Genomic DNA, 25,328 nt, shown 5'->3' on the forward strand with positions numbered 1-25,328 from the left:
CTCCCTTCCCTTTTTATTATTACTGTTTATTTATTCTTCCATAGCAGCAGAAATTACAATTACCAAACCTAATGTAATTTGTCCTAATGTAGAATTATTTTCTCTAAAAGCTCTGTATGCAAGAATTAGATCTAAACTTTCAGTAAGCCCATAAAGCACACTTGGTGAATAATAGACGCCTCCATCATTGCCATCGCTAATACCTACACCATATCCTATATCTGCACCTAAAGTGAAATCATCAGATACATTTAAACGACCAGATGCTGCAATAGGAAGAAACGAAATATTATCACCATCAAAATCACTATCCAAGAATGAGGTATTAAAACCTAAAACCGGTCCTAAACTAAAGTCTTCAGATAGTTCAAATAAATAACCTAAATCTACTGCAATAGCAAATGTGGTAAAGTCTGCTAAATCTCCAGTTGGTATTCCACCAGAAATACTAGCGTTTAATTGTCCTTGGGCATTCGTACTGTTAATTGCAAATACAGCAACAACAGCAAATAAGAATAGTTTTTTCATAATTTTTAGGATTAAATTATTGATTAATAACATATTAAAGTAATACATTTTTATTTAACAAAGCAAATTCGTTAAGTTTTATTAAGCCATGTTCATGAATAAAACAAGTAGAATTATGTTGTTATTTTTTCAAAGTATAACCATGTTTGCCTTATTTTTACATCAAATGAAATGGAAAAACGCAATTAAAGATTATCAACTCTATTTGAAAATAGAACGTGGCTTATCTAAAAATTCCATTGATAATTACAGCTTAGACATTAATAAATTAGTCGCCTATTTAAAACGACACAGTATCGGTATTTCACCAATTGAAATCACAACTGAAACCATTCAACAATTTATTTACGAAACCGCTAAAACCGTGAATGCCCGATCGCAATCGCGATTAATTTCTGGGTTACGAAGTTTTTTTAGCTATTTGGTATTTGAAGATTATAGAAAAGACAACCCTTTAGAACTTATAGAATCGCCTAAAATTGGCAGAAAACTTCCAGACACGTTATCGGAAGAAGAAATAGATCAAATTATAAAAGCCATAGATTTAAGTAAACCTGAAGGCGAACGTAACCGGGCGATGTTAGAAACTTTATACGGTTGCGGGTTGCGTGTTAGCGAACTTATTAACCTTAAAATTTCAGATTTATTTTTTGATGAAGGCTTTATTAAGGTAACAGGTAAAGGTGATAAACAACGTTTTGTTCCTATAATTGATGTGACACAGAAATACATCAACATCTATAGAAAGGAAGTGCGTATTCATTTGAACATTCAACCTGGTCATGAAGATACTTTATTCTTAAACAGACGTGGTAAGCAACTTACTCGAGCAATGATTTTTACCATAATAAAACAATTAGCAGAAAAAATTGGGCTTAAAAAAAGCATATCGCCTCACACATTCAGGCACTCGTTTGCAACACACTTATTAGAAAACAATGCTGATTTGCGCTCCATACAATTAATGCTAGGACACGAAAGTATCACAACTACAGAAATATATGTGCATTTAGATAAGAGCCATTTAACTAAAGTTGTAGAGAAATATCATCCTAGGAAATAGCTGTTAGCTGTTGGAAAAATAAAAAAATCCAGCTAGTATACTAACTGGATTTTAATTTACATATAAGATTCCTGCATTCGCAGGAATGTATTACTTAGCAATATTTACTGCTCTAGTTTCTCGAATAACGGTTACTTTTACTTGTCCAGGATAAGTCATATCTGTCTGAACTTTTTGAGAAATGCTAAACGATAAATCTGCAGCTTTTTGATCGTCTACTTTTTCACTTTCAACAATAACACGCAATTCTCTTCCGGCTTGTATAGCATACGCTTTTTTAACACCTTCAAAACCAAAAGCTATATCTTCTAAATCTTTTAATCTTTGAATGTAACTATCTAACACTTGACGTCTTGCTCCTGGTCTTGCTCCAGAAATGGCATCACAAACTTGAATAATTGGCGCTAAAAGCGATTTCATTTCAATTTCATCGTGATGCGCTCCAATAGCATTACAAACCTCATCTTTCTCGCCGTACTTCTCTGCCCATTGCATACCTAAAATAGCATGTGGTGTTTCCATATCGGCTTCAGCATCTGGCACTTTTCCAATATCGTGTAATAATCCTGCACGTTTAGCTAATTTTGGGTTTAGCCCTAATTCTGCAGCCATAACTCCACATAATTTAGCTACTTCACGCGAGTGTTGCAGTAAGTTTTGTCCGTAAGAAGAACGGTATTTCATTCTACCCACCATTTTAATTAACTCAGGGTTTAAATTGTGTATCCCTAAATCTATTACGGTACGCTTACCGACCTCAATAATTTCTTGTTCTATTTGCTTCTGCGTTTTTTTAACGATCTCTTCAATTCGAGCAGGGTGTATTCTGCCGTCTGTTACCAGTTTGTGTAACGATAAGCGGGCTACCTCTCTACGCACAGAATCAAAGCACGATAAGATTATAGCTTCGGGCGTATCATCTACAATAATTTCAACACCTGTTGCTGCTTCAATGGCTCTAATATTTCTACCTTCTCTACCAATAATACGTCCTTTAACATCATCAGATTCAATATTAAATACAGATACACAGTTGTCTACTGCTTCTTCCGTACCAATACGTTGAATGGTGTTGATTATAATTTTTTTCGCATCTTGTTCGGCTGTTAATTTAGCTTCTTCAATGGCACTTTGGATAAAAGACATAGCGTCATTTTTAGCTTCACCTTTTAAAGATTCCACCAATTGTTCTTTTGCTTCCTCGGCAGAAAGACTCGAAATTACTTCTAATTGTTGTACTTGGCTTTTATGTAATTTATCAACCTCGTCTTGCTTCTTATTAAGCACTTCTAATCTATGGTCGTAATCTTTTATTTTACTTTCTAGATTGTCATTAAGCTTTTTATTTCTAGCGAGTTCGTTTGATACTTGAGATTCTTTATCGCGTGTACGCTTTTCAGCTTCAGCCATTTTCTTATCTCTTGCAAGAATGACTTTTTCGTGTTCTCCTTTAAGTTCAATAAATTTTTCTTTGGCTTGAAGTATTTTATCTTTTTTAATAGTCTCGCCTTCACTTTTTGCTTCTTTAAGTATTAAAGTCGCATTTTTCTTAGCTTCTTTAACCAGTTTAGAAGCATTGTTTTTTTCAAGTATTTTTGAAATTATAAAGCCTATAATTAGCCCTAATAAAACACCTCCTACTGCAAATATAATTGAGTTATCCATCTTTAATTTAGTTGATTTGTATATATAAAAAAGCCTACACCAGTATAAAGTTTTGTATAAACTCCTTAAAAACAAGTTTAGGGCTAACAAGCTGATCAAGGGTCTGCTAGTTATTGAAATAAATTCAATATTTGCAGCATGCTTTTACAACTTAAACTCACCCTTTTTAAAGAATTAACGTTGAGTTTATCAAAAAAAATAACCAATGTAGGCAGTAACTTTTATGTATTTTAAAGAACGTTTAAGAGGTCAAATGAGATTGCAACAAGTCATTTAAAGCATTTAGCTTTTCTTCTACATGCTCATTTACATTTGCTTTATCAATAGACTTCTGTTCTACTTGAGAAGCAAACTGTAAAGCACACATAGCCAATACATCTTGTTTATCTCGAACAGAATAACTTTGCTCAAATTGCTTAATCATTGCTTCAATGTTTTTAGCCGCTTTACGCAATCCTTCTTCCTGACTTGACTCAATCGTTAAAGGATATACCCGATTAGCTATTGACAGCTTTATTTTAAGCTTCTCTGACATTGAATTTAATGAGCTTTAATCTGAGAGTTGAGCAATACAATGATCAATATCTCTAATTAAGGCATTTATTTTAAGCTTAGTTTCTCTCTTATTATCGTCACTACCAAGTATTGTATTTGCCATTTTAAGAGCTTCGTACTTTTCTTCCCAATTTGCTATCTGCTTTTTTTGGGCTAGATTTTCTTGCTTTGAAACTTCTAATTCTTCATTTAATTTCAAATTAGCAAGCTTTAAAAGCTCTAGTTTGTGTAATACTTTACTAATCTTGTTTTCTAATGAATCTACAATATTCTCAATATTACCCATTTACAAAATTCAATACTTACCTCACAAAGTTAACATACCTAAGGATAAATTACAATTGTTTTTTCATAAAATTTTATTTTCTTTGGCACATTGTACTCACACTGCAACATGGCCTGATTTTTGATTTATGCTTTGCACTTTCAGGTCAAATTAATAATTTAGCCTCAATTCACGTTTATGCGATATATACTATCCCTCTTATTAGTTTTTTCTAGTTACTTAAGTGCACAAAACCCTTATCCGCAAGATTATTTTAGTAATCCATTGGATATTCCATTAGTATTATCTGGTACGTTTGCAGAGTTGCGCTCTAATCATTTTCATTCGGGTTTAGATATTAAAACGCAACAGCGAACAGGATTAAAGGTAAAAGCATCGGCTGGTGGTTTTGTGAGTAGAATTAAAGTCTCGCATTATGGCTACGGTAAAGCACTTTATATTACGCACCCCAACGGTTACACAACGGTATACGCGCATTTACAAAAGTTTTTACCAGATATTGAAGCTTATGTTAAAAAGCATCAATACAAAAATGAATCGTACGAAATTGAGTTGTTTCCTAAAGCTGAGGATTTACCAATACAAAAAGATAGCCTTATTGCTTACAGCGGAAATTCGGGTGGCTCTGGTGGACCACATCTTCATTATGAAATAAGAGATAAGCAAGAACGCCCCATAAACCCTATGCTTTTTGGTATTGATATAAAAGACAGTGTTAACCCGATAATTACTTCAATTTACGCATATCCTTTGGATAATAATTCCTTCGTAAATAATTCCAATATCAAGCAAAAAATAAGACTTACGCCCTTAAAAAATGGTGATTATACTACTGAAAACATTGAAGCCATTGGTAATATAGGATTTGCAGTGGGTACTTTTGATAGACAAGATTTGGCAGCAAACTCAAATGGGGTTTATAATATTCAAACCTTTTACAATGGTACTCGCAATTTTGAAATTGATTTTAAACGTTTTGCATTTAGTGAAACCAAACACATCAATCAGTTAATTGACTACGAACACTTTGCAACTAAAAGACAACGAATCCAAAAGTTATTCAGAAAAAACAATCCATTAAGTATTTTAAAACCCGCACTAAATGAAGGTGTTTTAAACATCAAAGACAGTACTTATTCGGTTTATAAAATTCGGGTTGCTGATTACAAAAACAACGAATCATGGGTTACAATTCATATAAAAGGAGCTAAAAATAAAAGTTTAAAACAAGAACCTGCAAAGATAACTCCGTATTTTGTCAATAGCTCGCAAACAACCCATTTAAATGAAGGTATTGTATCTGTTGATTTTTATAAAGACACCTTTTACGAAGATTTTTACATAGATTTTGAAGTGAAAAATGATACTCTAAAACTGCATGAAGATGTAAAAGCAGCAAAAAAGAACTTTAATATAACTTTTGATGTTAGCAAATATTCTAATGAAGACAGAAACTCACTATACATAGCAAAATTATTGGGTGAAAATAAATATCCGGTTTATACCAGTACCAAAAGAAAAGATCATTTACTCGTTGCCAGAACCAAAAAACTTGGTACCTACGCCCTATCAATGGATACCGTAAGTCCGACTATTTCCGCTAAAAATTTCAAAGACAAACAATGGTTAAGTAATTTTAGATATTTAAAAGTTAAAATTGACGACCAAGAATCAGGAATCTCAAATTACCGCGCAACGGTAAATGGCAAGTGGATTTTAATGGAATATGATTATAAAACCAAAACACTCACACACGATTTTAATGATAACGTTATAACGGATACTAAAAATAATTTAAAGGTAATTGTTACCGATAATGTTGGAAATAATTCTACTTTTGAAACGTTATTTTACAGAAAATAAACTTGAAACACTTTTGAAGGCAAAAAAACTACTAACCATCTTTATAATTTTAACAGGTTTAACGTTGAGTTTTGCCCAAAATGCGACCATTAAAGGAGTTATTTTAGATGAAAATAATGTTCCTATAGAGAAAGTAAGCATTAAAACTGAAAACAACGGAACCGAAACCAATGCCAACGGCTTTTATATAATTTCAATTCCAGCCAATAAAGATGTTGTTATAGAATTCACCCATCTTTCTTTCAAAAAAATTACCAGCACCTTTAACTTAAAAAACGGCGAGGAGCTAGAGTTTAATCCGGTAATGAGCACTTCTGTTGAACAAATTGCTGCTGTGGTTGTAAAAAGCAATAGAAAAAAAGAAGTTGAAGGTATTGTAACCATAAAACCTGAAGCCATCAGAAAAATTCCTGGTGCCAATGCAGGTGTAGAAAATATACTTTTAACCCTACCAGGAGTTAGTAACAATAACGAATTAAGTACGCAGTACTCCGTTCGTGGTGGTAATTACGATGAAAACTTGGTATATGTAAACGGTATTGAAGTGTATCGCCCGTTTTTAGTGCGCTCTGGACAACAAGAAGGTTTGAGTTTTGTAAACACAAACTTGGTACAAAATGTAGATTTTTCAGCTGGTGGATTTCAAGCCAAGTATGGGGATAAACTATCGTCGGTTTTAGATATTACCTATAAAAATCCGTATCAGTTTGAAGTCAATGCAGATTTGAGTTTATTAGGAGGCAGTCTCTCCGTAGAAAACATAAGTAAAGATTCAAAATTTACGGGAATTGTAGGTCTACGTTATCGCGATAACAGTTTATTAGTGAATGCCAAAGAAACCGAAACAAACTTCAATCCATCTTTTGGAGATGCTCAAGGATTTTTTACTTATAAATTCACCAATAAATTCCATTTAAGTTTTTTGGGAAGCGCCTCAATTAACAAATACAATTTTGAACCCCAAGCGCGTCAAACCAATTTTGGAACGTTAAGTGACCCTGTGGCTCTAGTTGTTTTTTACGACGGACAAGAAAAAGACCAATACCAAACATTGTTTGGGGCTTTTAAAGGATCTTATTTTGCAAATGACGACTTAACCCTTCACTTAATAACCTCAACCTATCATACTACGGAAGAGGAGTATTTTGATATTCTTGCGCAGTACAGTTTAGGAGAGGTAAATAGTAATATTGGTGATGAAAATTTAGGTGAAGTTGAATTTACTCAAGGTATTGGCAGCCAATTGAACCACGGTAGAAACGATTTAGATGCTTTAATTTCTACCATTGAACATAAAGGCGATTTTAAAGTTAAAGAAAATCGTTTTGAATGGTCAGTAAAATATACGCATGAAGATATTAGAGATCGTTTGATTGAATGGGAAGTTATTGATTCTGCAGGATTTTCAGTAAGACCACCAAACACCTATCCAAACGAGCAACCTTATGAGCCTTTTACTGGTCCGTTAGAGCCTTACCAAAATGTTCGCGCTACGAACAATACTAAAATTAATCGTTTTCAGGCTTACGGACAATGGAGTAAGCGAATTACATTGGGTACTAGCGACGTATGGTATAATGCTGGTATTCGAGCTCATAATTGGTCGGTTAGTGGTGATGGTATTTCGTCTTCAAATCAAACCGTTTTCAGTCCGCGTGCACAATTCGCCATAAAACCAGATTGGGAAAAAGACATGCTTTTCAGAGTTGCCACAGGAATGTATTATCAACCCCCTTTTTATAGAGAATTACGCGATGCCAATGGTGTGATTCAAGCAGATGTAAAAGCACAAAAATCTTTTCATCTTGTTCTTGGAAACGATTATAGTTTTAAAATGTGGGACAGACCTTTTAAGTTAACTTCAGAAGTTTATTATAAAAACTTATCAGATGTTAATGCTTATACACTCGAGAATGTTCGTATTCGTTATCGCGCCAATAATAATGCAAAGGCCTATGCTTATGGCTTAGATATGCGATTGAACGGAGAGTTTGTTCCTGGTACAGAATCGTGGTTTAGTTTTGGGTATTTAAAAACTGAAGAAAATACAGATAACCGAGGTTATATTTCACGTCCAACAGATCAGCGTTTAAAATTTGCAGCACTTTTTCAAGATTATGTACCCAACATGCCAAATTTAAAAATGTACTTAAATCTTGTTTTTAATACCGGATTACCTGGAGGTTCTCCTAGTTATGCAGACCCTTATGACTATCAAAATAGATTACCTTCTTATAAACGTGCCGATTTTGGTTTACAATATGTGTTAGTTGATTCTGAAAAACAGTTCGCTAGCGGTTGGAAAAAACCATTTAAAGCCCTTTCTTTTGGATTTGAAATTTTCAATATTTTTGATGTTCAAAACTCCATTACAAATACATGGGTAAGAGATGTGAGTAGTAAAAGACAAATTGCGATTCCTAATTACTTAACACCGCGCGTTTTTAATGTAAGAACTACCATGACGTTTTAAATTATCCTATAAACGCCTTAAGAACATTTATTAAATAATCAACTTCAGCTTTCGAATTGTATTTACTGAATGAAAATCGAATAGAAGGTTTTTGTAAATCTTCGCCTTTTAGAATTTCTGACAATACATGCGAAACCTGAGAACTTCCACTTTGGCAAGCACTTCCTTTAGAACAAGCAATCCCTTTTAAATCTAATTGAAACAATAACATGTCTTCCTTCTTAACCGGAATTGGTAAGCAAACATTTACCAAAGTATAGGTACTCTTTTCCAAATCATCAGAACATCCATTAAATTTCACATTAGGGATTTCTTTTTTTATTTCATCAATAAAATATTGCTTCAATCCTTTAATAAATACCGTTTCTTCATTCAATTTATTATAAGCTTCTTTTATAGCCACTTCCATACCAACAATGTTATGGATACTTTCTGTTCCTGCACGCAACCCTCGCTCCTGCTCACCACCAACTATCAAAGGTTTTAATCCTGAATTTTTTCTAATAAAAGCAAACCCAACACCTTTTGGCCCATGAAATTTATGTGCAGAAGCGGCAATAAAATCAACAGGAACATTCTGTAAATCCAAATTATAATGTCCCACAGATTGAACCGCATCCGAATGAAAAAGCGCTCGATTTTGTTTGCATAAATCTGCAACGCGTTTAATATCTATAATATTTCCAATTTCGTTATTAATATGCATCAGGCTCACCAAAGTTTTAGATTCAGATTGCAACAAGTGCTCTAATTGACTAAAATCTATTTCACCCTTATGATCTAAATCTAAATAACTTACTTGTATTTTAAATTCGTTCTGGAGTTTTTTAACCGTATGTAAAACGGCATGATGCTCTATTTTAGACGTAATAATATGGGTTACGCCTAAATCTTTAACGGCACTATTTAGCACCAAATTATCTGCTTCGGTACCACCAGATGTAAATACTATTTCGCCAGCTGAAACATTAAGATGTTTAGCAATCAACTTCCTAGATTTTTCAACTAAAACTTTAGAAGCCCTTCCAAAACTATGCGAAGATGAAGGATTGCCAAAGTTATTTCTTAAAACTTCAGCAATTGCATCCACAACTTCATCACGCATTGGCGTTGTTGCTGCATTATCAAAATAAACCGACTTCATATGAATTACCTTTATTTCTTTAAAAGCGCATAAAAAATCAATTGCTTTTAAAGTTCAAAAATACTTGAAATAAAATTATTATCAATAAGCTACGTTATAAATATCAATTCCATTATTTTTGCCTAAAACCCAAATACAATGCGTCAATTATTTTTTGTTTTTTTAGTGATAGTTTTCATACCCATAAATTCTTGTGATGATGGCGATGTTATTGATTTTGAATTAGATTTTGAAGACGCTTTTGAAGCTTGTGGCGACTCTGATTTGGTTTTTTATAAAACGAAAGAAGACCCTTCTGAATCCTTATCTATAAAGTTAACAAATGTAACTTTAGATGATATCCTAGAAGTAGATTCAGATGGTTTGTTTGAAAGTACCTATACTATAAGTTCTTCCAACCCGCTTAATTATCGTATTTACAACAACGCTACTTTACCTAGTGATTTGTTTTGCAGTGCGATACCAAATTCTGAAATAAGTGTAAAACAAGATTACGAAAGTACCAGTGGATCCGCCACGGTTACAACCGTGTTAACTGAAGATGACAATGATGGTATAAGTGCTTCGTTAGAAGATAGAAACGGTAATGGTAATTTGGAAGATGATGATACCGATGGTGATGGGTTGCCAGATTATATTGATGCCGATGATGATGGTGATAACATTTTAACTAAAAATGAAAACCCAGATCCAAATGGAGATGGCGACTTAATCGATGCACAGGATACCGATGGTGACGGCACGCCTGATTATTTAGACACCGATGATGATGGTGACGGTATAGATACCCGTGATGAAGAAAACGACACCCAAGACCAAAACCCAGCAAACGATATAACTGTGAGTGAGGTAGGTCCTGATTATTTAAATAAGGAAGTAGCCAATTTAGGTGCTCCGAGTGCTGCAGCTTACAGAACGCACACCATAACACAAACTTATACGGTTACGCTATTAGTTTATGATTTTGATTTACAAGTCATTTCGTTCGATGTTTTAGATTTTGGTGAATTAGAAGACAGTTCATTATCCGCAACTAGGACGGTAACACCAGATTTTCCTTAAGTTTTAGGTACATTCTGATAAATGTAAACCTCGGTTGCCCCTAGTCCATATTTTTGGTAATTGGCGTCATAGTATTTTACATTGTTGTACCTACCAAATAAGTATTCCAACTCCATTTTTAAAACACCCTCGCCAACACCATGAATAAACACTATTTTTTGAATACGTTTATTGATGGCAAAATCTAACTTCCTTCTGGCGGTATCTAATTGTAAAGTAAGCATATCATGATTAGACATGCCTTTGCTAGATTTTACCAATTGATTGATATGTAAATCGACTTCCATAGTAGGTTCATACCTATCTTTAACTCGCTTTTTAGTCTCTTGTTTTCTTTTGGGAGCCTCTTTTTCTGTAACTACATCGTTTATATTGGTATGCAAAAAGACTTCAGATTTTAAAGATGTTTTTTTATTCGCTTTTACGAGTTCATGAGCTTGAAAATTCAGTAAAAAACCGTCATCCGTTTCTATTGAAATGGTTTGGCCAGAAATATGCTTTATCTTACCTGATAAATCTTCATCAAGAACCAATACAAAATCTCCCACTTTAAAACTCATAATTATCTATTTTTAAAGGGTTCTATCATCTTCATCATTCCTGCTGGGTACTGTTTTGGCTATTCTATAAATACCAATCATGAGTAAAACAATACCACCAATTAAAAAAAATTGATTTTCACCGGCGACAGTTTTAGAGTACATCGCGACAAAAGCGCCTAATAGTATAAGAAAATAATTTAAATATTTCATGATAATCGTATCAGTTTTGAGAGCACAAATTACATCAAAAAATAGATTTTTCATCGATAAAATTCAGAATAAAATCGATAAAATCAACGACAAAACGCATTTTTAATCGTTAAAATGCATAATTATTAAAAAATTTATTATATTTGCCGCTGTTATAGCCCCCAAATCTATGCGCCACATATTAGTCATTTTTGCAATGATGATTTGCAACCTAAGTTTTTCACAACTTTCGGTGCGCAATACTTCGTATGTTTTTATTAACGATGAAATTGTTTTTGTAGAAGACGATATTAATTTAAACGAAGCGGCAAGCACCATCTATTTACGCAGTGAAGCTCAAGTAATTCAAGGCTCAGGAACCATAGGAAACTCTGGTGTGGGCGAGTTAAGTGTTTATCAAGAAGCGAATGCTGGCGAACACGAATACAACTATTGGTGTTCACCAATTGGAAGTAAAACAAGTAATAATATAAATAATCCGTTTGGAATTTCATTTTTAAATGATGTAACGGGCTTAATCACCTCCACTCCTGCAACATATAATTCTACAAATTCATATAACGGTACATCAAGTCCATTAAATATTGAGCCTCATTGGGTTTGGAAATTTATAGCTTCTGATAACTATGGTGAATGGATTCATGTAAAAGGCAATACAACCATAAACCCAGGAGAAGGTTATACCATGAAAGGAACCATTGGTTCTGCTAATGCCCAGAGATATGATTTTAGAGGTAAGCCTAATACAGGAACCATTGGTGTTAGTGTTGCTACAAACCAATTTACTTTAGTTGGAAATCCCTACCCGTCTGCTCTAGATGCTTTAGCTTATATACACGACGTAGAAAACGCATCTGTAATTAACGGAACGCTTTATTATTGGGAACAAGACCAAACAGTTAATTCTCACTATATAAATGCATATAATGGTGGTTATGCGACCTATACAATAGACGCGACAGGGCTCGTTGAAACATTTATACCTGCAGTTTTCAATACTTATGATGGCAATGGATCTGTAAATGTAGCCAATACTGGTATAGGTACAAAAACTGCAAGACGTTATATACCCATTGGGCAAGGATTTATGGTAGAAGGTACTGCTAATGGTGTTGTAAAAGCTAAAAATTCACATCGCAGTTATGTTAAAGAATCGGCAGCTAACAGTGAGTTTTTTAAATCGTCAGGAGATAAAAAATCTAAGGTTAATCAATCGGTATTTTCAATAATACCTGAAGCTTATAAACGTTTTAGACTGAATATTGATTTTAATGACCTTTATACAAGACAATTGGTTCAAACATTTCATCCTACAGCTACAGATGGTTTTGATTACGGATTAGAATCTAAAATAAATGCAGCTGATGTGTTATCATCTGATGCTTATTGGACTATAAATAATGATTCATATCTCGCTGAAGCTTTAACTTTTAACGAAGAATTAAAAATTCCACTAGTCATAAAAGTTGCTGAAGAATCACCAATTCGCATTCGCATTGCCGATATTCAAAATTTTACCAACAGCCAGTCTATTTATGTACATGATATTGAAAATGAAACATATGTAGATTTGAAAGAACAAGACTTTGAAGTTTATCTTGAACGCGGTAAATACAACGATCGATTTGAAATTACATTTACAGAGCAATTATTAAGTAATACCGAATCTAGTTTTGAAACCTTTAAAATACTGCATAATAATACCGCTATACTTAAGATTATTAATAAAAATAATATTGAATTAACACAATTTCAATTATACGATATATTAGGAAAACTAATTCTAAACGATAAACTTCAATCTAGTAATAGAAAACAAACGTATTCAACAAGTTCACTCAGCAATGGCGTTTATATTGCAAAAGTAACAACCGCCGGCAATCAAATAATTAGCAAAAAAATAATTGTTGCTAATAAAAAATAATAGTCCTCTTTTACTTCCTCTTAAAGCTTTTAGTATTTTAGCTATAAAATATTTACAATTCAAATTATGGAGGAGTACATGCTGCCCTGTTTAAATAAAAAACTACTAGGAATAGAATGTTTAGGCTGTGGTATGCAACGCGCTGTCGTACTTATTTTTCAAGGTGAATTTATCGAGGCCTTTTATATGTATCCTGCTATTTATAGCCTAATTGTACTTTTTATATGTATTGGCATAAATATTTTCTTTAAATTTAAACATTCTAGTAAAATAATTGGAGGGCTAGCCATATTAACGGTTGCCACCATTATTATTAGTTATATTATTAAATTAATCAATTAAATATTATTCATGGAACAACAAAAACTCAATCCAACACTCGTTTATGTTTTAGCTATTTTAGGTCTTTTATGCTGCTGTTTTGGTGGTTTAGGATTTATATTGGCAGGAATCGCATTTTTTATTGCACAGAGCAAACTTAAAGTAGCCAAATTAAACCCAGAAAATTTTGATGTATCTAGCATTAAGGCCATGGACACGGCTAAAATTGTAGCGTTGGTTATTTTAATTATAAACCTTCTTTATTTTGTAATGACTATTTATAGAATTTCTACTGTTGGTTGGGATGAAATTATGAGACAATCGCAAGAAATGATGGAGCAAATGCAAAATCAATAAGTTATAAATCTATAAAAAAAGCGACCAGTTGGTCGCTTTTTTTATATCTAAATATTGCATTAAACACTTTATTAATTCTCAAATTGCTTAAGTGTTTTGGTAATAATGTTTACACAATCTAACAACTGTTCTTTAGTCATAACCAAGGGTGGCGCAAAGCGAATGATGTTACCATGGGTTGGTTTTGCCAGTAATCCATTATCTCTTAAAGCTAAGCAAATATTCCATGCCGTATCGCTATCTTCAGTATCATTTATAACAATAGCATTTAGCAATCCTTTACCTCTTACTAATTTTACGATGTTGCTCGATGCGATATATTTATTCAATTCATTTCGAAACAAATTACCTAATTCAAAAGCATTTTCAGCTAAATTTTCATCTCTAACAACTTCTAGAGCAGCCATAGCTACCGCGGCAGCAACAGGGTTTCCTCCAAAAGTACTACCATGATTTCCTGGTTTTATCACCTTCATAACCTCATCGTTAGCTAAAACTGCCGAAACCGGATATACACCGCCACTTATGGCTTTTCCAAGTATCAAGACATCTGGTTTAACCTCTGGTGAGTCCGAGCAATTTTTGTTCTCGCAAGAACAGTTTCCACAAGTGGCCAATAAACGTCCCGTTCTTGCTATTCCTGTTTGTACTTCGTCTGCAATAAACAATACATTATATGTTTCGCATAGCGCTTTAGCTTTTGCTAAATAATCATCACCTGGCACGTAAACTCCAGCTTCACCTTGAATAGGTTCTACTAAAAACCCAGCTACGTTAGGATTACTTTTTAAAACCTCTTCTAAAGCATTTAAATAATCATATTCAATTTTTAAGAATCCTTTAGTGTATGGTCCGAAATTTTCACGAGCTACAGCATCATTTGAGAACGATATAATTGTTGTAGTTCTTCCATGGAAATTATTCTCACAAACTACAATTTCAGCTTGATTTTCATCAATCCCTTTTACTTCGTAAGCCCATTTTCTACATAGTTTTAAAGCCGTTTCTACAGCTTCAGCGCCTGTATTCATAGGGAGAAGTTTATCAAAGCCGAAAAAATCACATGCAAATTTCTCGTATTTTCCCAGCATATCGTTATGAAATGCTCTTGAGGTTAATGTTAATGTTTGTGCTTGTTGCACCATAGCACTAACAATTTTTGGGTGACAATGCCCTTGGTTTACGGCAGAGTATGCCGATAAAAAATCGTAATACTTTTTACCTTCTACATCCCATACAAATACACCTTCACCTTTTGTTAATACAACTGGTAATGGGTGGTAATTGTGAGCACCATACTTGTTTTCTAAATCGATCGCTTGTTGCGAAGTTAATTGGTCTAAAACAGCCATTTTAAAATAAATTTAAACGTTGATATCCAAACAAATGGATATTTAAAATAACCATTCCTTCTGTACCTTTATCCTTTCGAAGAGTATCGAAAATTCAGCGTGGGAGAGAAATCATCCCTAGGAGGTCGCAAATTACTAAATAATTTAATGTATTTAAACCTTAACTCGAAATTTTTGCCGAAAGTGACGATACCTGAAGTTCTAAACGCTTCATTTCTCTTAATAGGGCATTTTTATCCATTTGCATCCAAGCAAAAACTTTTAACATACTAACCCCTAATAAAAAGACTAAACCGCCTATGCCCCATTTTATCATTTCGTTGGTTATTTCTGTATGAAAAAATTGAATGGTACAGTAAATGAACAACCCAAAAAACACAAGGGTCATAAAATTCATCAAGTACATAATCCATTTGTTTTTTCCTTTAAACAAACCAAAAACCATTTCAAGAACATTTTGTTCTTCTAGTTCTTCGTAAAATTTAGCTTCTTCTTGGGTTAAAGTTTCCTTTATTAATTTGTCTATATCTTCCATATTAGTTTTCATTTTTTCTGTTTTAAAGTTTGTTTTAATTTTTCGCGTGCATGAAACAATCTTGATTTGGTAGTTCCTGCAGAAATATCTAGCATTTCACTTATTTGCTTTATACTGTATGATTCTATGTAAAATAATTTAATTACTGCTTTTTGGCCTTCTGGCAATTCTTGAATGGCTTTAAATAAATTGGTTTTCAACTGGCTGTAATCTGTATCCGTTATTTCTTGTCCACTATCATCTGTACCGTAATCAATCTTGTTTTGCCGATTTTTAGATTGTATCCTTAACCAATCCGTCGATTTATTAATTACAATTCTATAAGCCCAAAACTTAAATTGCTTTGGATGTTTCAGACTCGCTATATTTTTGATTATTATCGTCCAACTATCTTGAGCAATATCTTTAGCAACATCTTTATCTTTAACCATCCAATAGGCTTTATCGCAAAACTGCTTATGCCATCGTTTTACTAATACAGCCAGTGCTTTTTTATCGCCTGCTAAATAAGCCTTAACCAAACTCTCATCGATATCTTGGTCTGTTTTCAATTAGACTGTTTTAGTTTGAATTGCTCTTCTTTTATAAACACCTCGTAAATAATTAACCCAGGCATTATATTTAGTTATTTTATTCTCCGTATTGAAATAGTTTTCAACTTTATCAAAAGCCTCTTCGATTAAAGCATCATGAAGCCACCTAATTACAAAAGTCCATAAAAAGGAGGCTTTAAATGATGTATGCATTCTTATTTCGTGGCATATTTCAGTTGTATCAGTATCTAAAGCATCGATTTTCAATGCATGTGTGCCGTTAAAACCATCGGGTTTAGTGAACTTAAACTTAATGTGCTTGCCAGCTTCAAACTCAATAATTGTATAACGAATGCGCCCATGTCCGCCTTTACTTCCAATTTTCAACCCTTCTTTAAATGTAATGGCTGGCCAATTTTCATGAGGCCAAACCAAGTCGTTTGAAGTCGCTAGAGTTTTAAAAATTGGCGCCACCTTTTCCATTGGTTGATTGATAATGCGCTTATGGATATTAACTACTTTCATACTCTAAAGACGGCAAAATTTAAAAAAGGTTCAATTAATTCGGAATGAAAATTAAAATCTCTTAAAGTTAATGGAAATAAAGTCATATTAATTACTTGCTATTATTATTTTTGCAGCATGTCTAGAAGAAATAAAGCAAGAAAGCAAGTTTTTGAAAATGTTGAAGTTTTAGATGCTGCAGCAAAAGGAAAAACGATTGCCAAAGCGCCAGATGGTAAAGTCATTTTTTTACCAAATGCTGTACCTGGCGATGTGGTTGATGTACAAACTTTTAAAAAGCGAAAAGCGTATTTTGAAGGTAAAGCCACTGTGTTTCATAAACTTTCGGATAAAAGAACCGAACCAGCTTGCGAACATTTTGGAACCTGTGGTGGTTGCAAATGGCAAAACATGGGCTATGAGCACCAATTATTTTATAAGCAGAAGGAAGTTACCAATAATTTAACCCGGATAGGGCATATCGAACTACCAGAAGTAACACCTATTCTAGGTTCTGCAAAACAGTATTTTTACAGAAATAAAATGGAGTTTTCTTTTAGCGATCGCCGATGGTTAACTCAAGAAGAAGTTCAATCAGATGAAGATTTAGGTGATAGAAACGCCCTTGGATTTCATATTCCAGGAATGTGGGACAAAATTTTAGACCTTAACAAATGTCATTTACAGGCAGATCCTTCAAATGCTATTAGAAACGCCGTAAAGCAATTTGCGATTGAAAATAATCTAGAATTTTTCAACACCAGAAATCAAACAGGGCTATTACGAACCATGATGATTCGTACCTCGACTACTGGTGAGATTATGGTGCTCGTTCAATTTTTTAAAGAAGATAAACCGAAACGAGAATTACTTTTAGATTTTATTGCTGAAACGTTTCCTGAAATAACCTCGTTGCAATACGTAATTAATGGTAAAGCTAACGATACTATTTACGATCAAGAGGTTATTTGCTACAAAGGAACAGACCACATTTTTGAAGAAATGGAGGGTTTAAAATTTAAAATAAACGCTAAATCTTTTTATCAAACCAACTCAGAACAAGCATACGAACTCTATAAAATAACACGCCATTTCGCTGGATTAACAGGCAACGAATTGGTTTACGATTTATATACAGGAACAGGAACCATTGCACAGTTTGTTGCAAAACAAGCTAAAAAAGTGGTTGGTGTAGAGTCTGTGCCAGATGCGATTACTGCGGCCAAAGAAAATGCACAATTAAATAACATTAATAACGTTGAGTTTTTTGTGGGCGATATGAAACACGTTTTTAATAACGATTTTATTAAAACCCACGGGCATCCAGATGTTATAATTACCGATCCGCCAAGAGACGGCATGCATAAAGATGTGGTACAACAAATTTTAAACATTGCCCCTAATCGCGTGGTTTATGTAAGTTGCAATAGCGCCACACAAGCCAGAGATTTGGCTTTAATGGATGCCGATTATAAAGTTATTAAAACCCAAGCTGTAGATATGTTTCCGCAAACATTCCATGTAGAAAATGTTGTACTTTTGGAAAAACGCTAAACAAATAAACGCATAACCGCTTATAAAATACATGAAAAAAGCAGGCCTCATTCTTATTCTAACCACCTTAATAATAAGCTATTATAGTTGCGAACGCGATGATATTTGTCCGGATGCTACGGCAACTACACCAAGATTAATTATTGATTTTTTAGATGCTGAAGACTCAGATACCAAGAAAAATGTATTTGATATTGTGGTAATAGGTGTTGATAACGAACAGTTTATATCAGAATATTATTTTACTGATACCGATGATCTTATTTTACCACTAAAAACTACCGACAGTACTACGGAGTATATTATCATCCAAGAAGCTACGGTAAATAATAATGGTACACCTGATGATAGTTCGGATGATTTTATTGATGGGAATCAAGACCGAATTGTGATAAATTATAGTCGTGAAACCATTTTTGTTTCGCGTGCCTGCGGTTTTAAAACCATATTTAAAAATGTAACCCTTACCATTGTTGATGATGGTGATAATTGGATGCTTTCCAGAGAACCTTTAACCGATAACCAATCTGTAGAAGATGAAACAACAACACACTTTAACATTTCGCATTAGTAGCATCATTGGTATGTTATTATTCTGTGTGTTTGTTAATGCACAAAATGATTCTATTGCAGAAGCAGCTGACGATTCGTCTAAAATTAAACTGAAATACGGTCTTCGTGTTGGTGGTGATATAGGTAAACTTATCAGAACATCGTTTGATGATGACTACACAGGTTTTGAAGTAATGGCCGATTATCGTTTAAAAGAAAAACTATACATCGCTGGAGAACTTGGTTTTGAAGAAAAAAATACGGTTAACGATTATTTAAATATTACTACCAAAGGTAGCTACATTAAAGGTGGTATTGATTATAACATGTACCAAAACTGGTTGGACATGGATAACATGATTTACGCGGGTTTTAGAGTTGGCGCCAGTACTTTTAGTCATGATTTAAACAGCTTTACGGTTTATAGCACAGACCAATACTGGACTCCACAAATAACATCTGATACTAAACAAGAGTTTACAGGACTTACTGCATTTTGGGCAGAAATTATGTTAGGACTTAAAGCTGAAATTCTTAACAATCTGTACTTAGGATTGAACGTGCAATTAAAATTTTCGGCTTCTCAAACGGTACCTAATAATTTTGATAACGTGTACATTCCTGGTTTTGGAAAAACCTATGATAGTAGCCGCATTGGAGCAGGTTATAGTTATTTTTTAGCTTATAGAATTCCGCTTTATAAGAAGGTAAAATAAATAGTTCTGATCTAAGCACAAATACGTATTGGTTTTTTAGTGGGAAAATTCTAACTTCGCTTATCGACTGATGGAAGTCATAAAAACGATGCCATATCATAAAAGTTTACGCAAAAAAAATAGCACCCTAAATTTACTAATAGATGAATAAAAAAGAAATTGCCAAAGATTATATCACTCATCTGGAAAATGGAAATATTGCTCAAGTAATAGCTTTATTTAATCAAAACGGAATAGTCGATTCACCATTATACGGAATTAAAAAAGCTGACGAATTTTATCTCGAATTGAATAGTGATACCTCAAATTCTGAACTTTCTCTTTTGGGGGTTTTTGAAGAAAATAATTCAAATAAATTAGCACTTTATTTTACTTATAAATGGACTTTAAAAAACAATCAAAGAGTGGAATTTGATGTTGTAGATATCATAGAATTTGATAGTCAAAACAAGATTAGTAAACTCAAAATCATATATGATACTGTTATTGCTAGAAAGTTCGTTGAACAATTGTAAAATTAAAGCCAGCACACAACACCGTGTATAATTCATTGCTATTAATCGCTTATTTACGAAAATCCTCGCGGATTTTCTATTTGGTTTGTATTTGCTAATTTAGTTGCTGAAACTCGCAACGAAACCATTCACAAACACGATAAGCGAAATCTTGAACCCAATAAAAACATAAATCTGTAACTTTACCTTCCAAAGCCCAATCCATGTCAAACATATTCGCTGCTATAGACTTCGAAACCGCAAAAGGACATCACATTTGTTCGGTTGGGATTGTTACGTTTAAAGATGGCGTTATTGTAGACGAGTTTCATGCTTTAATTAAGCCACCAAACAACGATTACAATTGGCATAATATTCAGGTACATGGTATTACAGAAGACGATACCCGATTTGCACCCGATTTTAGAGGAGTGTATCCTGAAATTAAAAAACGAATTTCTGGTATTGTAACCGTGGCACACAATGAGGCTTTTGACCGAAACGTGTTACTTAAAACTATGAAAGATTATAACATTCCGCAGACCGATTTAATTATGAACAATCGTTGGGAATGCACACTTAAGATTTACCGCAAAAAAGGCTATAAACCTGCAAAACTTGATGCTTGTTGCAAAGTGCATCAAATTGCTTTAAAACATCATGATGCCTTATCTGATGCGCGTGCTTGTGGGAAGTTGTATTTAATTGCTCAGTTTGAGCGGTTGCCTTTGTTTTAAATTGTATCGTCATTGCGAGGAGTTTTTACGACGCGGCAATCTACTAATTAGTAATTAAAAACAATAATTCAATACTTGTTTTATGAGTGTGTAACTTCAATTTGAAAGATTACCACGTCATTCATTCCTCTTTCCTCGTAATGACGGTGGGTTTTGTCATTGCGAGGAGTTTTCACGACGCGGCAATCTGTTTATAATTTACGTCATTGCGAGGAGGCACGACGTGGCAATCTGTTTATTTTTAGTTCCAATCATGAGATTACTTCGGTCATTCTTCCCTCGTAATGACGGTTCGGTTTGAGAGGTTCCTGCGTTATCAGGGAATTTAGTCCTTATTCATATACTTCCCCTTCTTACTTCCTTCGTACATAACATACTTAACCAAACGTGCTTCCAATTTGGCATTGTAGAGTTGTATTTTTCTTGAAGGCCTTAATCCTACATGCTTAAGCGCATCTAAATTTGAGGTTATAAACCAAGCATCGGTGCCAGGGTAATTTTGTTTTAGTGTGTCGCCAATATTGGCATAAAACTCTTGCATATCGATGTTTAAACGTTCGCCGTAAGGAGGGTTAAATACCATGTGCAATTTATCGTCGCCACCTTTCTGAGTTTTAAAGAAATCTTCGTGCTTGACTTCAATAAAATCATCAAGTTGGGCATTTTTTACATTTTCTTTGGCTTTGGCTACTGCACTTGGTGCTTTATCGTAACCTGTTATTTTATGGTGAAAATCTCGAGTTTTGCCTAGTAAAGACTCTTCAATTTTTTCAAATAGCTCCACGTCCCATTCTTGCCATCGCTCGAAAGCAAATTCTTTACGCATGAGATTTGGCGGTATGTTACAGGCTATCATAGCAGCTTCAATAAGCATGGTACCAGAACCGCACATGGGGTCCATGAAATCGGTTTGTCCGTCCCAACCCGACATCATAATTAAACCTGCTGCCAATACTTCGTTTATTGGTGCAATGTTGGTGGCCGTTTTATAACCACGTTTATGTAAGGAATCTCCTGAAGAATCAAGAGAAATGGTACATTTTCTTCTATCAATATGCACGTTTATTTTTAGGTCGGGGAATTTTAAATCGACGTTAGGACGTTGTCCATCGGTATCTCTAAATTTATCGACAATAGCATCTTTAGTTTTTTGGGCGATATAAAGGGAGTGTGTAAACAAATCGGAATGCACAGTGGCATCAATAGCCAAAGTACCTGTTGGCTTAAGGTATGGGGACCAATCCATTGCATAAATTTTATTATACAGATCTTGCTCGTTGTTGACGTTAAAAGAATGGATGGGTTTTAAGATTTTAATGGCGGTACGCAACGCTAAATTTGCTTTATACATAAAGCCTTTATCGCCCGAAAAAGCCACATTACGAACCCCTTTTTTCACATGTTGTGCGCCTAATTGCACAAGCTCTTTTTCTAAAAGTTCTTCAAAGCCAAATAATGTTTTGGCAACCATATTGAAATTTTCTTCCATTTTTTTCGTCTGATAGACTTTTTACATCTTATAGGTTGCAAAAATAATGTAATTTTGCGGCAAACGTAAAGTTTATTGATAATTCGGGTTAAGGATTGCAGCGGCATCCTTTTGTTTTTATAAAAAAGACCTTTCTGCATTGCACAAGGTGACAAAAAACAAAAGATATAGCGGAAAGCCTGACCCCCGTCCTGATAGTTATCGGGATCGAGGGGTAACCCCAAAAATAACATATGACTAACAATACAACGTCTTGGTTTACTTCTTGGTTTGATACGCCATTTTACCACATTTTATATAAGGATAGAAACGAAACCGAAGCGCAGGCTTTTATGGATACGCTTACGCAGTATTTGAATATTCCGGAGGGTGGAAAAATACTTGATTTGGCCTGCGGAAAAGGGCGACATGCGCGCTATTTAAATAAAATTGGATACGATGTTACGGGTGTAGATTTGAGTGAAAACAGCATTGCGTTTGCTAAAAAATTTGAAAATCACCGTTTGCGTTTTGATGTGCATGATATGTGTAAACCTTACCACAAGCAGTTTGATGCGGTTTTTAATTTGTTTACGAGTTTTGGATATTTTGAAGATGATGCCGATAATTTAAAAACGATTGAAGCGATTAAAGCAGATTTAAATGCAGATGGTTTTGGTGTAATTGATTTTATGAACAGCGAATTTGTGATTGATAATTTAGTGCCAGAAGAGGTGAAAACCGTTGATGGTATTGATTTTAACCTAAAACGTTATGTTGAAAATGGATATATAATAAAAGATATTACTTTTACTGCCGATGGTAAAGTTTACCATTTTAAAGAACGTGTTAGAGGGTTTACTTTAGCCGATTTTGAGGAACTTTTTGAACAGGCAGGCGTATATTTACTGGATGTTTTTGGCGACTATAAGCTTAGAAAGTTTAGCGCTAAAACTTCTGAACGTTTAATTATGATTTTTAAATAGGCCGCTATTGGCTTTAAATTATACTCATTATTGTGAGTGATTGTTTTATAAATGAATAAGTTTCTTTTTCCCATACTTGCGGTAGTTTTAGGTTTTGTTTTAGCCTTTATTACCAAAAAGCAAAAATCTTGGAACACCAAGTTACTACTTTCTTTTAGTGGTGCTTTTTTATTGGCACTAACACTTTTTGAATTACTTCCTGAAGTTTATAGTCACTTAGACACCAAACAAACCGGGTTATTAATTATGTGCGGTATCTTATTGCAAATTATTTTAGAGTTATTCTCGAAAGGTGCAGAACACGGGCATGTTCATATCCATAAGCACGATACGGCTTTTCCGTGGTTGTTGTTTATTAGTTTGTGTATTCATAGTTTTTTAGAAGGGTTTTCAATACACGACCATAACGATATGGTTTATGGTGTTTTGGTGCATAAAATACCTATTGCGACGTTAATTACCATGTTTTTATTGCAATCCAATTACAGTAAAATACAAGTTGGGAGCTTTTTGTTGTTGTTTGCACTCATGACACCATTTGGTACTTGGGTGTCGCATAATTCTAGCCTTCTTGCAAATTATGCGCATGCTATAAACGCCGTAGTTATTGGTATCTTTTTTCATATTTCTACCACCATCCTTTTTGAAAGTGGCGAAGGCCATAAATTTAACTTATCGAAATTTATAGCTATCATTCTTGGCGTTGGGGTGGCTTATTTGATTTAAAATGAGAACAAAGAATAGAGATAAAAGAATAAAGAGCACCCATAACATGTCTTTTGTCTATTCTCTATTTTCTAATACCCTTTTTAATGTTTAGCAAAGAAGAATCACGAAAATTAAGACAGGAATTCTGGACGAGTTTTGGGAAATCGTTCCCGAGAAAATGGCTATTGTATGATACCAAACTGAAAGGTTTTAGTTTTAAATTTCACTTTGATAATAAAAAAGCGTTGGTGGCTTTAGATTTGGAAGATGACCTAGAACACCGTATAAAATATTGGGAAAAATTGGTGGCTTTAAAATCGATACTTATTGACGAGTATATTCCTGAAGCGATTTACGAAGAAGCTTATGTTTTAGAAAATCATAAAGAAATCTCGAGAATTTATGTGCCTTTAGAGCAAAAAGTCTCCATTCACAACAAAAATTCATGGCGCGAGGTTATGGAATTCTTTAATGAAAAGATGAGCCTATTTGAAGCTTTTTTTGAGGAATATAAGGAGATTATTGAAGGGTGATGACACCTGATATAAATGACTTGTGAAATATTCTGATTCTAACTACTAATTTCTTTTACCATTTGGTAATCGTCCATTACGAAGCCATTACCGATGTCTGCAACCAAAGGCCCCACATTTATAAAACCTAGCTTTTCGTAAGCTTTAATCGCATTGGTGTTATTAATATTTACTGTTAATCTGATGCGCTCTTTTTGGTAGGTTTTAGCTTTATTTTCAACAAATTGCATTGCCGCCTTCCCTATTTTTTTACCTCTGTGGCTGCTTAGTACATAAATTTTACTTAGAAATAGTGCCTTTTCTTCTTGTTTTATTGACAAGTAACCTACTGCAGTATCTTCAAAATAAATCGTGAAGTACTCAAATCCATCTTCTACCTGTTTTTCAATAGCACTTGCCGATTGAAATTTTTGCAACATGTAGTCAATTTGAGGTTTTCCAACAATAGGAATGTAGTGTTCTCTCCAAATAACATCAGCTATATCTGCAATATTTTTATAATCGGAAATCGTATTTGCAGCTTTTATATTAATCATATAATCCATTAAAATTCAAAGTAAATAATAAATATAGAATTCTAATTATAATTATGAACTTCTTTTGCCGTTCATCGAAAAACAAAGCTATTAACCTGATTTTTAACTATATTTGATGGTCTGCTTG

At 33.8% G+C, this 25,328-nt stretch carries 28 protein-coding genes and 1 other RNA gene; 15 read left to right on the forward strand and 14 right to left on the reverse strand.

Annotated elements, in window-relative coordinates; all coding sequences use genetic code 11:
* Positions 1–30: 30 nt before the first annotated feature.
* Complete coding sequence (locus BUA46_RS04890; RefSeq protein ID WP_143148075.1) at positions 31–528, reverse strand: hypothetical protein; 498 nt, start codon at positions 526–528, stop codon at positions 31–33.
* A gap of 166 nt (positions 529–694) precedes the next feature.
* Between BUA46_RS04890 and xerD the strand changes: the two genes are divergently transcribed.
* Positions 695–1,591, forward strand: coding sequence for a site-specific tyrosine recombinase XerD (xerD, locus tag BUA46_RS04895; protein WP_026010001.1), 897 nt, complete (start codon positions 695–697; stop codon positions 1,589–1,591).
* Positions 1,592–1,681: 90 nt separating this feature from the next.
* Here the strand turns inward: xerD and rny are convergent, their stop codons facing one another.
* From rny to BUA46_RS04915, 4 genes are all read right to left on the reverse strand, one after another.
* Complete coding sequence (rny, locus tag BUA46_RS04900; protein ID WP_019387179.1) at positions 1,682–3,256, reverse strand: ribonuclease Y; 1,575 nt, start codon at positions 3,254–3,256, stop codon at positions 1,682–1,684.
* A gap of 58 nt (positions 3,257–3,314) precedes the next feature.
* Positions 3,315–3,442: non-coding RNA, 6S RNA (gene ssrS / locus BUA46_RS04905), on the reverse strand.
* A 55-nt stretch (positions 3,443–3,497) separates the two neighbouring features.
* Positions 3,498–3,791 carry a cell division protein ZapA gene (locus BUA46_RS04910; protein WP_019387180.1) on the reverse strand — a complete coding sequence of 98 codons (294 nt, stop codon included), beginning with the start codon at positions 3,789–3,791 and terminating at the stop codon, positions 3,498–3,500.
* 15 nt (positions 3,792–3,806) lie between these two features.
* Positions 3,807–4,097: a hypothetical protein gene (locus tag BUA46_RS04915; RefSeq protein ID WP_019387181.1), complete on the reverse strand. Its 291-nt coding sequence runs from the start codon at positions 4,095–4,097 to the stop codon at positions 3,807–3,809.
* 177 nt (positions 4,098–4,274) lie between these two features.
* On the opposite strand from BUA46_RS04915, the gene BUA46_RS04920 reads away from it, so the two are divergent.
* Together BUA46_RS04920 and BUA46_RS04925 are read left to right on the forward strand one after the other, a co-directional pair.
* The gene (locus BUA46_RS04920; RefSeq protein WP_019387182.1) at positions 4,275–5,960 is read left to right on the forward strand and encodes a M23 family metallopeptidase; all 1,686 of its coding nucleotides are present in this window, start codon (positions 4,275–4,277) and stop codon (positions 5,958–5,960) included.
* Positions 5,914–8,433 carry a TonB-dependent receptor gene (locus tag BUA46_RS04925; RefSeq protein WP_019387183.1) on the forward strand — a complete coding sequence of 840 codons (2,520 nt, stop codon included), beginning with the start codon at positions 5,914–5,916 and terminating at the stop codon, positions 8,431–8,433. Before BUA46_RS04920 ends, BUA46_RS04925 begins: the two co-directional genes overlap by 47 nt.
* 1 nt (position 8,434) lies before the next feature.
* Here BUA46_RS04925 and BUA46_RS04930 read toward each other — a convergent pair whose 3' ends face one another.
* Complete coding sequence (locus BUA46_RS04930) at positions 8,435–9,577, reverse strand: cysteine desulfurase family protein (protein WP_019387184.1); 1,143 nt, start codon at positions 9,575–9,577, stop codon at positions 8,435–8,437.
* 138 nt (positions 9,578–9,715) lie between these two features.
* Between BUA46_RS04930 and BUA46_RS04935 the strand changes: the two genes are divergently transcribed.
* Entirely contained in the window at positions 9,716–10,639 is a 924-nt protein-coding gene (locus tag BUA46_RS04935; RefSeq protein ID WP_019387185.1) for a hypothetical protein, read from the forward strand.
* On the opposite strand, the gene BUA46_RS04940 is transcribed toward BUA46_RS04935, so the two are convergent.
* Both BUA46_RS04940 and BUA46_RS04945 read right to left on the reverse strand, forming a co-directional pair.
* Positions 10,636–11,199: a DUF8465 domain-containing protein gene (locus BUA46_RS04940; protein WP_019387186.1), complete on the reverse strand. Its 564-nt coding sequence runs from the start codon at positions 11,197–11,199 to the stop codon at positions 10,636–10,638. The genes BUA46_RS04935 and BUA46_RS04940 overlap by 4 nt on opposite strands.
* Before the next feature lie 12 nt (positions 11,200–11,211).
* Positions 11,212–11,391 carry a hypothetical protein gene (locus BUA46_RS04945; RefSeq protein ID WP_026010003.1) on the reverse strand — a complete coding sequence of 60 codons (180 nt, stop codon included), beginning with the start codon at positions 11,389–11,391 and terminating at the stop codon, positions 11,212–11,214.
* 169 nt (positions 11,392–11,560) lie between these two features.
* On the opposite strand from BUA46_RS04945, the gene BUA46_RS04950 reads away from it, so the two are divergent.
* The 3 genes from BUA46_RS04950 to BUA46_RS04960 all read left to right on the forward strand — a co-directional run bounded on the left by BUA46_RS04950 (position 11,561) and on the right by BUA46_RS04960 (position 13,993).
* Positions 11,561–13,315: a DUF8693 domain-containing protein gene (locus BUA46_RS04950; protein WP_081496180.1), complete on the forward strand. Its 1,755-nt coding sequence runs from the start codon at positions 11,561–11,563 to the stop codon at positions 13,313–13,315.
* Between the two features lie 132 nt (positions 13,316–13,447).
* The gene (locus tag BUA46_RS04955) at positions 13,448–13,657 is read left to right on the forward strand and encodes a DUF2752 domain-containing protein (protein ID WP_432416273.1); all 210 of its coding nucleotides are present in this window, start codon (positions 13,448–13,450) and stop codon (positions 13,655–13,657) included.
* A 9-nt stretch (positions 13,658–13,666) separates the two neighbouring features.
* The gene (locus BUA46_RS04960) at positions 13,667–13,993 is read left to right on the forward strand and encodes a CCC motif membrane protein (protein ID WP_019387190.1); all 327 of its coding nucleotides are present in this window, start codon (positions 13,667–13,669) and stop codon (positions 13,991–13,993) included.
* 71 nt (positions 13,994–14,064) lie between these two features.
* On the opposite strand, the gene rocD is transcribed toward BUA46_RS04960, so the two are convergent.
* The 4 genes from rocD to BUA46_RS04980 all read right to left on the reverse strand — a co-directional run bounded on the left by rocD (position 14,065) and on the right by BUA46_RS04980 (position 16,938).
* Positions 14,065–15,345, reverse strand: coding sequence for an ornithine--oxo-acid transaminase (gene rocD / locus BUA46_RS04965; RefSeq protein WP_019387191.1), 1,281 nt, complete (start codon positions 15,343–15,345; stop codon positions 14,065–14,067).
* Between the two features lie 160 nt (positions 15,346–15,505).
* Entirely contained in the window at positions 15,506–15,892 is a 387-nt protein-coding gene (locus tag BUA46_RS04970; RefSeq protein ID WP_019387192.1) for a DUF6768 family protein, read from the reverse strand.
* The gene (locus BUA46_RS04975) at positions 15,889–16,431 is read right to left on the reverse strand and encodes an RNA polymerase sigma factor (RefSeq protein WP_019387193.1); all 543 of its coding nucleotides are present in this window, start codon (positions 16,429–16,431) and stop codon (positions 15,889–15,891) included. The genes BUA46_RS04970 and BUA46_RS04975 overlap by 4 nt, the downstream gene beginning before the upstream one ends.
* Positions 16,432–16,938, reverse strand: a complete 507-nt coding sequence (locus BUA46_RS04980; RefSeq protein ID WP_019387194.1) for a hypothetical protein — start codon at positions 16,936–16,938, stop codon at positions 16,432–16,434. It lies immediately after the preceding gene.
* A 117-nt stretch (positions 16,939–17,055) separates the two neighbouring features.
* Here BUA46_RS04980 and rlmD point away from each other — a divergent pair, with 117 nt between their 5' ends.
* From rlmD to BUA46_RS05005, 5 genes are all read left to right on the forward strand, one after another.
* The gene (gene rlmD, locus BUA46_RS04985; RefSeq protein WP_019387195.1) at positions 17,056–18,471 is read left to right on the forward strand and encodes a 23S rRNA (uracil(1939)-C(5))-methyltransferase RlmD; all 1,416 of its coding nucleotides are present in this window, start codon (positions 17,056–17,058) and stop codon (positions 18,469–18,471) included.
* Positions 18,472–18,502: 31 nt separating this feature from the next.
* Positions 18,503–19,042 carry a DUF6452 family protein gene (locus tag BUA46_RS04990; RefSeq protein WP_019387196.1) on the forward strand — a complete coding sequence of 180 codons (540 nt, stop codon included), beginning with the start codon at positions 18,503–18,505 and terminating at the stop codon, positions 19,040–19,042.
* Positions 19,008–19,739 (forward strand): DUF6048 family protein, encoded by a 732-nt coding sequence (locus BUA46_RS04995; protein WP_019387197.1) that lies wholly within the window; start codon positions 19,008–19,010, stop codon positions 19,737–19,739. Before BUA46_RS04990 ends, BUA46_RS04995 begins: the two co-directional genes overlap by 35 nt.
* 143 nt (positions 19,740–19,882) lie before the next feature.
* Positions 19,883–20,254 carry a nuclear transport factor 2 family protein gene (locus BUA46_RS05000; RefSeq protein ID WP_019387198.1) on the forward strand — a complete coding sequence of 124 codons (372 nt, stop codon included), beginning with the start codon at positions 19,883–19,885 and terminating at the stop codon, positions 20,252–20,254.
* A gap of 203 nt (positions 20,255–20,457) precedes the next feature.
* Complete coding sequence (locus BUA46_RS05005) at positions 20,458–20,970, forward strand: 3'-5' exonuclease (RefSeq protein ID WP_019387200.1); 513 nt, start codon at positions 20,458–20,460, stop codon at positions 20,968–20,970.
* Positions 20,971–21,295: 325 nt separating this feature from the next.
* Here the strand turns inward: BUA46_RS05005 and BUA46_RS05010 are convergent, their stop codons facing one another.
* Positions 21,296–22,459, reverse strand: a complete 1,164-nt coding sequence (locus BUA46_RS05010) for a THUMP domain-containing class I SAM-dependent RNA methyltransferase (protein ID WP_019387201.1) — start codon at positions 22,457–22,459, stop codon at positions 21,296–21,298.
* 233 nt (positions 22,460–22,692) lie between these two features.
* Here BUA46_RS05010 and BUA46_RS05015 point away from each other — a divergent pair, with 233 nt between their 5' ends.
* From BUA46_RS05015 to BUA46_RS05025, 3 genes are all read left to right on the forward strand, one after another.
* The gene (locus BUA46_RS05015; protein ID WP_019387202.1) at positions 22,693–23,424 is read left to right on the forward strand and encodes a class I SAM-dependent methyltransferase; all 732 of its coding nucleotides are present in this window, start codon (positions 22,693–22,695) and stop codon (positions 23,422–23,424) included.
* Positions 23,425–23,475: 51 nt separating this feature from the next.
* Complete coding sequence (locus BUA46_RS05020; RefSeq protein ID WP_019387203.1) at positions 23,476–24,150, forward strand: ZIP family metal transporter; 675 nt, start codon at positions 23,476–23,478, stop codon at positions 24,148–24,150.
* Positions 24,151–24,236: 86 nt separating this feature from the next.
* Positions 24,237–24,665, forward strand: a complete 429-nt coding sequence (locus BUA46_RS05025) for a DUF4268 domain-containing protein (RefSeq protein WP_019387204.1) — start codon at positions 24,237–24,239, stop codon at positions 24,663–24,665.
* A gap of 38 nt (positions 24,666–24,703) precedes the next feature.
* Here the strand turns inward: BUA46_RS05025 and BUA46_RS05030 are convergent, their stop codons facing one another.
* The gene (locus tag BUA46_RS05030) at positions 24,704–25,201 is read right to left on the reverse strand and encodes a GNAT family N-acetyltransferase (protein ID WP_035106181.1); all 498 of its coding nucleotides are present in this window, start codon (positions 25,199–25,201) and stop codon (positions 24,704–24,706) included.
* Positions 25,202–25,328: the final 127 nt, after the last annotated feature.

This window comes from Algibacter luteus (genome assembly GCF_900141715.1).
GTDB classification, from domain to species: domain Bacteria; phylum Bacteroidota; class Bacteroidia; order Flavobacteriales; family Flavobacteriaceae; genus Arenitalea; species Arenitalea lutea.

Excerpts from the sequence above, each read along its gene's own strand:
- xerD (WP_026010001.1), top strand. The coding sequence starts at position 695 with ATGAAATGGAAAAACGCAATTAAAGATTATCAACTCTATTTGAAAATA.
- BUA46_RS04915 (WP_019387181.1), bottom strand. The coding sequence starts at position 4,097 with ATGGGTAATATTGAGAATATTGTAGATTCATTAGAAAACAAGATTAGT.
- BUA46_RS04925 (WP_019387183.1), top strand. The coding sequence starts at position 5,914 with ATGTTGGAAATAATTCTACTTTTGAAACGTTATTTTACAGAAAATAAA.
- BUA46_RS05030 (WP_035106181.1), bottom strand. The coding sequence starts at position 25,201 with ATGATTAATATAAAAGCTGCAAATACGATTTCCGATTATAAAAATATT.
- BUA46_RS04935 (WP_019387185.1), top strand. The coding sequence starts at position 9,716 with ATGCGTCAATTATTTTTTGTTTTTTTAGTGATAGTTTTCATACCCATA.
- BUA46_RS04890 (WP_143148075.1), bottom strand. The coding sequence starts at position 528 with ATGAAAAAACTATTCTTATTTGCTGTTGTTGCTGTATTTGCAATTAAC.
- BUA46_RS05020 (WP_019387203.1), top strand. The coding sequence starts at position 23,476 with ATGAATAAGTTTCTTTTTCCCATACTTGCGGTAGTTTTAGGTTTTGTT.
- BUA46_RS04970 (WP_019387192.1), bottom strand. The coding sequence starts at position 15,892 with ATGAAAACTAATATGGAAGATATAGACAAATTAATAAAGGAAACTTTA.
- BUA46_RS05015 (WP_019387202.1), top strand. The coding sequence starts at position 22,693 with ATGACTAACAATACAACGTCTTGGTTTACTTCTTGGTTTGATACGCCA.
- BUA46_RS05000 (WP_019387198.1), top strand. The coding sequence starts at position 19,883 with ATGAATAAAAAAGAAATTGCCAAAGATTATATCACTCATCTGGAAAAT.
- BUA46_RS04910 (WP_019387180.1), bottom strand. The coding sequence starts at position 3,791 with ATGTCAGAGAAGCTTAAAATAAAGCTGTCAATAGCTAATCGGGTATAT.
- BUA46_RS04960 (WP_019387190.1), top strand. The coding sequence starts at position 13,667 with ATGGAACAACAAAAACTCAATCCAACACTCGTTTATGTTTTAGCTATT.
- BUA46_RS04950 (WP_081496180.1), top strand. The coding sequence starts at position 11,561 with ATGCGCCACATATTAGTCATTTTTGCAATGATGATTTGCAACCTAAGT.
- BUA46_RS04980 (WP_019387194.1), bottom strand. The coding sequence starts at position 16,938 with ATGAAAGTAGTTAATATCCATAAGCGCATTATCAATCAACCAATGGAA.
- rocD (WP_019387191.1), bottom strand. The coding sequence starts at position 15,345 with ATGGCTGTTTTAGACCAATTAACTTCGCAACAAGCGATCGATTTAGAA.
- BUA46_RS04955 (WP_432416273.1), top strand. The coding sequence starts at position 13,448 with ATGCAACGCGCTGTCGTACTTATTTTTCAAGGTGAATTTATCGAGGCC.
- BUA46_RS04995 (WP_019387197.1), top strand. The coding sequence starts at position 19,008 with ATGAAACAACAACACACTTTAACATTTCGCATTAGTAGCATCATTGGT.
- BUA46_RS04940 (WP_019387186.1), bottom strand. The coding sequence starts at position 11,199 with ATGAGTTTTAAAGTGGGAGATTTTGTATTGGTTCTTGATGAAGATTTA.
- rny (WP_019387179.1), bottom strand. The coding sequence starts at position 3,256 with ATGGATAACTCAATTATATTTGCAGTAGGAGGTGTTTTATTAGGGCTA.
- rlmD (WP_019387195.1), top strand. The coding sequence starts at position 17,056 with ATGTCTAGAAGAAATAAAGCAAGAAAGCAAGTTTTTGAAAATGTTGAA.
- BUA46_RS05025 (WP_019387204.1), top strand. The coding sequence starts at position 24,237 with ATGTTTAGCAAAGAAGAATCACGAAAATTAAGACAGGAATTCTGGACG.
- BUA46_RS04945 (WP_026010003.1), bottom strand. The coding sequence starts at position 11,391 with ATGAAATATTTAAATTATTTTCTTATACTATTAGGCGCTTTTGTCGCG.
- BUA46_RS04930 (WP_019387184.1), bottom strand. The coding sequence starts at position 9,577 with ATGAAGTCGGTTTATTTTGATAATGCAGCAACAACGCCAATGCGTGAT.
- BUA46_RS04990 (WP_019387196.1), top strand. The coding sequence starts at position 18,503 with ATGAAAAAAGCAGGCCTCATTCTTATTCTAACCACCTTAATAATAAGC.
- BUA46_RS04920 (WP_019387182.1), top strand. The coding sequence starts at position 4,275 with ATGCGATATATACTATCCCTCTTATTAGTTTTTTCTAGTTACTTAAGT.
- BUA46_RS05005 (WP_019387200.1), top strand. The coding sequence starts at position 20,458 with ATGTCAAACATATTCGCTGCTATAGACTTCGAAACCGCAAAAGGACAT.
- BUA46_RS05010 (WP_019387201.1), bottom strand. The coding sequence starts at position 22,459 with ATGGAAGAAAATTTCAATATGGTTGCCAAAACATTATTTGGCTTTGAA.